This window comes from Sphingomonas sp. (genome assembly GCF_013816785.1).
Classification (GTDB): Bacteria; Pseudomonadota; Alphaproteobacteria; order Sphingomonadales; family Sphingomonadaceae; genus Sphingomicrobium.
Genome location: NZ_JACDDV010000079.1, coordinates 1 through 6,792, shown reverse-complemented (window position 1 = coordinate 6,792; position 6,792 = coordinate 1). Strand labels below are relative to the sequence as shown.

The 6,792-nt window shown below is 66.9% G+C and carries 9 protein-coding genes; 2 read left to right on the top strand and 7 right to left on the bottom strand.

Annotation, left to right across the window (positions count from 1 at the left end; all coding sequences use genetic code 11):
• Positions 1 to 954, bottom strand: a 954-nt coding sequence (locus tag H0W65_RS11820) for a phosphomannomutase/phosphoglucomutase (RefSeq protein WP_294007815.1), incomplete at its 3' end; no start/stop codon positions are given.
• Positions 955 to 989: 35 nt separating this feature from the next.
• A complete protein-coding gene (locus tag H0W65_RS11815; RefSeq protein ID WP_294007813.1) occupies positions 990 to 1,793 on the bottom strand; it encodes a division plane positioning ATPase MipZ in 804 nt (267 codons plus the stop codon).
• Between the two features lie 84 nt (positions 1,794 to 1,877).
• On the opposite strand from H0W65_RS11815, the gene panC reads away from it, so the two are divergent.
• Both panC and H0W65_RS11805 read left to right on the top strand, forming a co-directional pair.
• Positions 1,878 to 2,729, top strand: coding sequence for a pantoate--beta-alanine ligase (gene panC / locus H0W65_RS11810; RefSeq protein ID WP_294007811.1), 852 nt, complete (start codon positions 1,878 to 1,880; stop codon positions 2,727 to 2,729).
• An 83-nt stretch (positions 2,730 to 2,812) separates the two neighbouring features.
• Positions 2,813 to 3,112, top strand: coding sequence for an SEL1-like repeat protein (locus tag H0W65_RS11805; protein ID WP_294007810.1), 300 nt, complete (start codon positions 2,813 to 2,815; stop codon positions 3,110 to 3,112).
• 30 nt (positions 3,113 to 3,142) lie between these two features.
• Here the strand turns inward: H0W65_RS11805 and pal are convergent, their stop codons facing one another.
• From pal to tolQ, 5 genes are all read right to left on the bottom strand, one after another.
• Positions 3,143 to 3,661: a peptidoglycan-associated lipoprotein Pal gene (pal, locus tag H0W65_RS11800; protein WP_294007808.1), complete on the bottom strand. Its 519-nt coding sequence runs from the start codon at positions 3,659 to 3,661 to the stop codon at positions 3,143 to 3,145.
• A 28-nt stretch (positions 3,662 to 3,689) separates the two neighbouring features.
• Positions 3,690 to 4,985, bottom strand: coding sequence for a Tol-Pal system beta propeller repeat protein TolB (tolB, locus tag H0W65_RS11795; RefSeq protein WP_294007806.1), 1,296 nt, complete (start codon positions 4,983 to 4,985; stop codon positions 3,690 to 3,692).
• A 3-nt stretch (positions 4,986 to 4,988) separates the two neighbouring features.
• Positions 4,989 to 5,759 (bottom strand): hypothetical protein, encoded by a 771-nt coding sequence (locus H0W65_RS11790; RefSeq protein ID WP_294007804.1) that lies wholly within the window; start codon positions 5,757 to 5,759, stop codon positions 4,989 to 4,991.
• The gene (locus H0W65_RS11785; RefSeq protein ID WP_294007802.1) at positions 5,756 to 6,196 is read right to left on the bottom strand and encodes an ExbD/TolR family protein; all 441 of its coding nucleotides are present in this window, start codon (positions 6,194 to 6,196) and stop codon (positions 5,756 to 5,758) included. Before H0W65_RS11785 ends, H0W65_RS11790 begins: the two co-directional genes overlap by 4 nt.
• Positions 6,196 to 6,792, bottom strand: a 597-nt coding sequence (tolQ, locus tag H0W65_RS11780; RefSeq protein ID WP_294007800.1) for a protein TolQ, incomplete at its 5' end; no start/stop codon positions are given. The genes H0W65_RS11785 and tolQ, both read right to left, overlap by 1 nt.

The following is a 6,792-nucleotide window of genomic DNA, read 5'->3' as shown; positions in this document are numbered from 1 at the left end:
CGCGAGCGGCGCACCGGTTTCCTTCATCTTGGCCTTGATCAGGCTGTGGCCGGTGTTCCACATCAATGGCTTGCCGCCCATTTCGGCGATGCGGTCGAACAAAGTCTGGCTGGCCTTGACGTCGGCGATGATCGTCGCGCCGGGCTCGGCCTTGAGCACCGGGCCGGCGAGGATGATCAGGAGCTGGTCGCCCCAGATGACGCGCCCTTGGGAATCGACTGCGCCGATGCGATCGGCATCGCCATCGAAGGCGATGCCGAAATCGAGGCTCTTGTCGGCGACGAGCTTCTTCAGGTCGGCAAGGTTGGCCTCGACGGTCGGGTCGGGGTGGTGGTTGGGGAAATTGCCGTCGACTTCGGTATAGAGGGTGTGATGCTCGCCCGGCAGGCGCTTGACGAGCTTTTCGAGCACTGGCCCGCCAGCGCCGTTACCGGCGTCCCAGCCGATCTTGTACGCCTTGCCGTCGAAGCCTTTGACCAGCGCGTCGACGTAGGCGTCGATGATGTCGTGGTCGCTGACCGATCCCGCACCCTCGCTCCAGTCGCCTTGCGCCGCGCGGCGGCCCAAATCCTGGATCTCGGCGCCGAACACCGAGCGGCCCTTCAAGAGCATCTTGAAGCCGTTATAGTCGGACGGATTATGGCTGCCGGTGACTTGGATCCCGCCATCTACGTCGAGCGTCGACACGGCGAAGTAGAGCATCGGCGAGGGGCCAAGGCCGATCCGCACGACGTCGAGACCGCCCGTGGTGAGCCCTTCGATCAGCGCGGCCTCGAACTCGGGCGAGTGGGTGCGGCCGTCGCGGCCGACCGCGACGCGCTTGGCGCCTTCACTCGTGGCGAGCGCGGCATAGCTGCGGCCGAGGGCGCGCGCGTCGGCGGGGAACAGGGTCGATCCGACGATCCCCCGCACGTCATATTCGCGCAGGATGGTACGATTGAAGATATGCGACATTAGATTTCCTGAATGCAATTCCTGGCCATGGGTGATTAGCCCGCGGCGGCGGCCTTGGGCGCTTCGTCGATCTCGGCCCGGCCTGGGATGGCCAGCCCCGCGATCATCTCGCGCAACTCCTGACGCGCGGTTATGTGTCCCAAGCCGACTTCGCCCAGTTCCGCAAGGTCGAGTAGGGTCAGACCCTTGGGAAACAGCTCGCGGTAAATGACGCGCTCGCCCAGGCCGGCAATGACGCGGAAGCCGACCCGGCGGGCAAGCTCGTCAAGGGCGGCGCCGACGCGCTGCAGATTGTGCGAGGTGACATGCTGCAAGCGGTTCCTGAGCACCACCCAGTCGACGCTCTTTCCGGTTTCCTTGGCCCGCTGGGTGCGGCTATCCCAAATCAGTTCGGCGTAGAAGCTCGGTTTGGTGATCTTGAAATTTTCGGGGTGGACTTGCCCGATCAGGTCCAGATCGACGAAACTGTCGTTCATCGGCGTGACCAGCGTGTCGGCCTTGAGGATCGCCGCGCGGGCGATCGGATCGTCGCGGCCGGGAGTGTCGATGACGATGACGTCCGCTATCTTCGAAAGGCGGGCGATGGCGGCTTCAAGTCCGGCTTCGGTCTGATCTTCGAGCACTTCGTAGGCGGCGTGGGCGAGCCTTTTGTCGAGCCGGCGCATCGTCGCGTCGCGGTTTTCAAGATAGCGGGTTAGGGTTCGCTGGCGCTGGTCGAGGTCGAGCGCACCGACGCGGTGGCCCGATGCGGCAAGCGCGATGGCGGTGTGAACCGCGGTGGTCGATTTGCCGGTACCGCCCTTTTCGTTGGCGAAGATAATGAAATGCGGCTGGCCCATGGCCTTAACTGTCCCTATTTGAACCCTCCACCGCCCCTTGAGAACGCGGCCCCTCCCGCCCGGTGTATCGAAGGCCCGATTCCCATGCAAATCGTAAGTGAAAACATCGATTTGACCGCGGCGCTGGAACCGTGGCGCCTAGCCGGCCAGACGGTCGCGCTGGTCCCGACGATGGGGGCGCTTCACGCCGGGCACATGGCGCTTATCGACGCAGCAAGATCGAAGGCCGACCGGGTGGTGGCGACGATTTTCGTCAATCCGCGGCAGTTCGGCGATGGCGAGGATCTGGCCCGCTACCCGCGAAGGGAAAGGGAGGATGCAGCGCTGCTCGAGGCGCACTGCTGCGACTTGCTGTGGCGGCCGACCATAGAGCAGATCTACCCGCCCGGATTCGCGACCACGGTCAGCGTCGCCGGGGTCAGCGAGCGCTGGGACGGGGCGGCGCGACCGGGACATTTCGACGGGGTTGCGACCGTAGTCGCCAAGTTGTTCGCCGCGGTCCGGCCGGATATGGCCCTGTTCGGCGAAAAGGATTTCCAGCAACTGGCGGTGATCAGGCGGATGGAGGCGGACCTGGGGCTGGGAATCGTTATCCACGGCGTCGAGACGGTGCGCGACGGCGATGGCCTCGCCCTGTCGTCGCGCAATGCCTATTTGAGCGAGGACGAGCGCAGGCGAGCGGTGGCGCTGGTCAAGGTGCTCAAACAGGCGCGCGCGTCGATATTGGAAGGCGCTCCGGTCAATGGGACACTTGGCGAGGCGAAGCGGCAGCTGCGCGCGGAGGGATTCGGTCGGATCGATTATCTCGCGCTGGTCGACGCGGCGACCCTCGAACCGGTCGATGGGCCTACGGCCGAGATGAGGCTAATCGCGGCTGCGACAATCGGTACAACCCGGCTGATCGACAATATCCGTGTCGCGGAAGCAACAGTTTGATGAGTTGGTCTCCGCCGCGTTAACCATTTGTTTTCTCTTCCGGCCCGAAACCTTGGTTCATCGAGCGATCAGGGGATTTACCAATGGCGATCAGTCAGAAGAGTGCAGACTTCCTCCTCCGTAGCCGGATGGCGGACGCGGAGGCCGGGGATGTCGAGGCGCTCTACGATCTGGGCGTGAGCTTTTCGACCGGACGCGGCGGGGCCCCGGTCGACCTCACCGAAGCGCATAAATGGTTCAATCTAGCCGCTCTATCGGGCGACACCCGTGCCCAAGCCTGCCGCGCCGAAATCTCCATCGAGATGACTGCGCGCGAGATCGCCGCCGCCCAGCGTCAAGCGCGCGCGTGGCTCGGCCAAGGTGGGCAACGGTACGCGGCGTAACTCCTGGGCCTCCCCGTGCGGAGGAGGAATTCACCGAATAATCACGGTCGCGGCGCGGCGGTTCTGGGCCCACGCTTCTTCGTTGGAGCCAGTCGCCACCGGACGCTCCTTGCCCCAGCTGGTCACCACCAACCGCGCCGTCGGCACGCCCTGCGAGACAAGATAGTCGCGCGCCGAATTGGCTCGCCGCTCGCCCAGCGCCTGGTTATATTCGCGCGTGCCGCGTTCGTCGGCATGCCCTTCGATCGAGGCGCGGACATTGGGGTTGGCCAACATCCAGCGCGCCTGGGCGGCTAGCGTGGCCTTCGACGCCTCGTCGAGCGCGTATTGGTCGGTCCCGAAATAGACCGTGTCCGAGCCCGCCTTGGCGACCAGATCGGCTTGCAACGCCGGCAGCTCGACCACCTCGAGCGAATTGGGATCGGCTGAATTGGGGTTGGTTTCAGCCGGTTGCGCGGGCGGCGGAATGTCGGCCGGCGGGATTTTTTTCGCGCAGGCGCCAAGCGACAGGGCGATGCCGGTCATGCCTGCCAGGATGGTCTTGTTCATGGTCTTGCTCCTCTTGGTCCTGTCCAAATCAATTTTGCAGCGGCGACCAGCTCGGGTCGGATCCGCCGAGTGGGGTTGGCAGCAGCCGCGCCTGCCCGCCGCCGACCGGCACCGCGTAGAGGCGCGTCGCGCCCGAGCCTTGCGCCGTGCGGTGGAACATCACGAACTGCCCGTTGGGCGCCCAGCTCGGCCCCTCGTCCTGCCAGGCGTCGGTCAGAATCCGCTCGCCACCGCCCGACGGCGACATCACGCCGATGCGGAACGCGCCGCCGATCTTGGTGAAGGCGATCATGTCGCCGCGCGGGCTCCAGGCGGGCGAGGCATAGCGGCCGCCGCCGAAGCTGATCCGCTTTTGGCCCGATCCGCCGGCATCCATGACGTAGAGTTGCTGGGTGCCTCCACGGTCGCTTTCGAATATGATCTGGCGCCCATCGGGCGAGTAGCTGGGCGACGTGTCTGCGCCGGGCGCGCTAGTCAGTCGGCGCGGCTCGCCGCCATTGGCCGAGACGACGTAAATGTCGGTGTTGCCGCCGTTGGCCATCGAGAAAACGACGTCGCGCCCGTCGGGCGAAAAGCGCGGGGCGAAGGTAATGACATTGCCGGGAATAAGCAGGCGCTCGCTACCGCTGGCGACGTCGTAAAGCAGGACGCGCGGACGGCGGCCGATATAGGCGGTGTAGACCAGCTTGTCGCCGCGCGGAGAGAAGCGCGGGGTGACGACGGTGCTGCGCCCCGGGGTCAGATAACGATGGTTGCTGCCATCCGAATCCATCAGCGCGATGCGCTTGACGCGAGCATTCTTCGGCCCCGTTTCGGCGACATAGACGATGCGCGTGTCGAGATAGGGCTGCTGCCCTGACAGGCGCGAATAGACCATGTCGGCGCATTTGTGCGCGGCGCGGCGCCATTCGCCGGCGCCGACCGCGAAACCCTGGTGCGTCAGCTCGCGCCCGGCGGTGACGTCGTGCAGATAGCAGGCGACCGTTATTCGCCCGTCGGGCCGCGTCTCGACATAGCCCGATACCAGCGCCGACGCGCCGGCGCTGCGCCAGGTGCCGTAAGCCGGGTTGCCGGCTTCCTCGACCGAATAGGTCGGGACGCCGTTTGGCCCGAGCGGGGTGAACAGGCCGGTGGCGCGAAGGTCCGACGCGATCACCTCGGCGATCTGGCGTCCGGTTGAATCCGCCGAGGGCAGGGCCGGGACGGCGATCGCCTGGTTCGATTTGACGCTGCCGCCGACCAGCTCGAACTCAGGCGGCGGCGCGTCCTGAGCGCCGGCGGCGGAGGCGAGGCCGATGAGAAGGGCGGTCAGGATCTTACGCATGGTTCAGTCTACCCTGTAAACGAAGGTGAAGTCGCCCCAGCCGCCGGTCGGCGTGTCGTACAGGTCGGCGGGCAGGCGCAACGGCGTGCATTCGGCGAAGATGCGGCGCACCTGGTCTTCCAGCAGGTCGCCATATTTCGACCGTAGGTCGGGGTCGCCCGCAGTCCGCAGCACCACCGGCGGGCGCGCCAGACGGCCGTTGCGGTTGAGCTTCAAATTGACCGTCAGCCGCACCGTGTTGGCACCTTCGCCGATGAACGGCTGGCGGTCGGCGCACGGCTTGACCTGACGCAGGATCGCCTGGCCGATGCTGGCCTTGGCGCTGGCGCTGAAGGTCGGCGCCGAGGGTTTGGCGGGTGCGGTGCTGGCCGACGGACTGTCCGCGATGCCCTTGAGAAAGTCGTCGCCGATCCGCGATGCGCGCGGGGCAGGTCGGGCCGGAGCGGGTCTTGCCGGGGCAGGCCTTGCGACGGGACGGGGCGGCGGGGGCGGGGCAATGCGCGGGGAAGGCAGTGGCGCAGGCACGGGCGCTGGAGCGGGCTCGACCGGTTCGGCCTGGCCGATTTCGGGCGCCTGACTGGCGGGAGGCGGCGTCGCGATGCTGGTCGGGGCGGCGGCCTGCAACCCGACATCCTCGACGAATTCGACCTCCATCGAGGGCGGCTCGGGGGTGCTTTCGACATGCGCCAAACTGAGCGACAGCGCAGCGATCAGCGCGATATGAAACGCCAGCGCGGCGCCGGTCCCGGCCAGCTCGGCGCGGTCGAGGGTCATGGTTGTTCACCCCCGACCGAGACCAGAGCGACGCGGTTGAGCCCGGCGCGGTTGAGCTCGCCCATGACCCGCATCACCCGACCGTATTCGAGCCCGCGGTCGGCGCGCAAATAGATGCGTCGGCCTTCGGGGGGCTGCGGCTCGGCGGCGATTTGCGCCAGCCTAGACGGCAACTCGGATTCCACGGCGGGCGCGTCGTCGATGGTGATCGCGCCGCTCTCGTCGATCGCCATCTGGACCGGCTTGGCCTGCTGGTCGAGCGCGCCGGCGCGGCTTTCGGGAAGGTCGATGGGCACGCCGGCGACCAACAGCGGGGCGGTGACCATGAAGATGATCAGCAGCACCAGCATGACGTCGACCAGCGGCGTCACGTTGATCTCCGACATCGGCGCGCGGCGGCCTCGTCGCCTTGAGCTGGATGGGAGGCTGGCACCCATCAGTGATCGGTTCCGGTCTCGACCTCGAGCTCGCGGCTCAAGGTCGCGTGGAAGCGGTCTGCGAAGCGGCCGAGCCGCGCCTCGAGCCGGTCGAGGCCGTGGGTCAGGCGGTTGTAGGCGATCACCGCCGGGATCGCCGCGAACAGGCCGATGGCGGTGGCGAACAGCGCCTCGGCGATGCCCGGCGCGACCACGGCCAGCGACGTGTTGTTGGCCCCGGCGATGGCGGTGAAGCTGCGCATGATGCCCCACACCGTGCCGAACAGACCGACGAACGGAGCGACCGATCCGACCGTGGCGAGGATGTTGAGGCGGTCGCCCAACCGGTCGAGCTCTGTGGCCACGGCGGCGTTCATCCGGCTCGCGAGCCGTTCGCGGGTGCCGGCGCGGTCGACCGCCTTGGCGCGGGTCGAGCGCCGCCACTCGTCAAGCGCCGCCGACATCACCGCCGCGCTCGGCAATTTCTCTTCGCCGCGCTTGGCGTGGAAGGCGTCGATGTCGCTCGCCGCCCAGAAGTCGCGCTCGAAGGCCTTGGTCTTACGGTTGATTCGCCTGAGCCGGATCGAATGGGTGAAGATGATCGCCCAGGTCCACAC

Coding starts and splice junctions, on each gene's coding strand:
- H0W65_RS11790 (WP_294007804.1), bottom strand. CDS start 5,759: ATGACCCTCGACCGCGCCGAGCTGGCCGGGACCGGCGCCGCGCTGGCG.
- pal (WP_294007808.1), bottom strand. CDS start 3,661: ATGAACAAGACCATCCTGGCAGGCATGACCGGCATCGCCCTGTCGCTT.
- H0W65_RS11785 (WP_294007802.1), bottom strand. CDS start 6,196: ATGGGTGCCAGCCTCCCATCCAGCTCAAGGCGACGAGGCCGCCGCGCG.
- panC (WP_294007811.1), top strand. CDS start 1,878: ATGCAAATCGTAAGTGAAAACATCGATTTGACCGCGGCGCTGGAACCG.
- H0W65_RS11815 (WP_294007813.1), bottom strand. CDS start 1,793: ATGGGCCAGCCGCATTTCATTATCTTCGCCAACGAAAAGGGCGGTACC.
- tolB (WP_294007806.1), bottom strand. CDS start 4,985: ATGCGTAAGATCCTGACCGCCCTTCTCATCGGCCTCGCCTCCGCCGCC.
- H0W65_RS11805 (WP_294007810.1), top strand. CDS start 2,813: ATGGCGATCAGTCAGAAGAGTGCAGACTTCCTCCTCCGTAGCCGGATG.